The organism is Pseudomonas oryzihabitans, assembly GCF_032027545.1.
Lineage (GTDB): Bacteria > Pseudomonadota > Gammaproteobacteria > Pseudomonadales > Pseudomonadaceae > Chryseomonas > Chryseomonas oryzihabitans_F.
In genome coordinates, this window is record NZ_JAVSJB010000086.1 from 1 (window position 1) to 774 (window position 774).

At 69.6% G+C, this 774-nt stretch carries 1 protein-coding gene; it reads right to left on the reverse strand.

Going from position 1 to position 774, the window contains the following annotated elements:
• Positions 1–23: 23 nt before the first annotated feature.
• Positions 24–774, reverse strand: a 751-nt coding sequence (locus tag RND78_RS27825) for a DegT/DnrJ/EryC1/StrS family aminotransferase (RefSeq protein WP_312733450.1), incomplete at its 5' end; no start/stop codon positions are given.

The window sequence follows — 774 nt, forward strand, 5'->3', positions numbered from 1 at the left end:
TACCCGGTCGATGGCATAGGGCTTCATGCGCCTTTCTCCAGCAGGTCTTCGATGGCACCGACCACGCGGTCGACGTCGGCGAGGGTCATGTCGGGGAACAGCGGGATGGAGCACAGCCGCGCCGAATTCCATTCGCTGTTGGGAAGCGCCAGCTCGGGCCAGCGCTCGCGGTACCAGGGGTGCAGGTGGGTGGCGGTGAAATGGATGCCGGTACCGATGCCGCGTGCCTTGAGGCCGGCCATGAAGGCTTCGCGATCCAGGCCGCAGCGCTCGGGGCAGATGCGCAGGATGTAGAGGTGCCAGGCGTGGGTCTGGGCGTAGTCCGGTAGCGCCAGCGGCGCGACCGGCAGGTGCGCCAGGCGCTGGGTGTAGGCCTGAGCCAGCAGCCGGCGCCGGCTGTTGATGTCGCCCAGGCGATCCAGCTGGACCAGCGCCAGGGCGGCGTGGATGTCCGAGAGGTTGTACTTGAAGCCGGGTTCCTGCACCTGGGCCTGGGGCTTGCGACCCAGGGCCTGGCGGTCGAAGGCGTCCACCGCCAGGCCGTGGAATTTCAGCCGACGGACCCGCTCGGCCAGGGTGGCGTCGTCGGTCACCAGCATGCCGCCTTCGGCGCAGGTCAGGTTCTTGATGGCGTGGAAGCTGAAGATGGCGGTGCCGCGCATCCCGATGGGCTCGCCCTGGTAGCGGGTGCCGGCGGCGTGGGCGGCGTCTTCGATCAGCGCCACGCCATGCTCGCGGGCCAGGGCGCGCAGCGGGGCCAGGTCGCAACTGGCA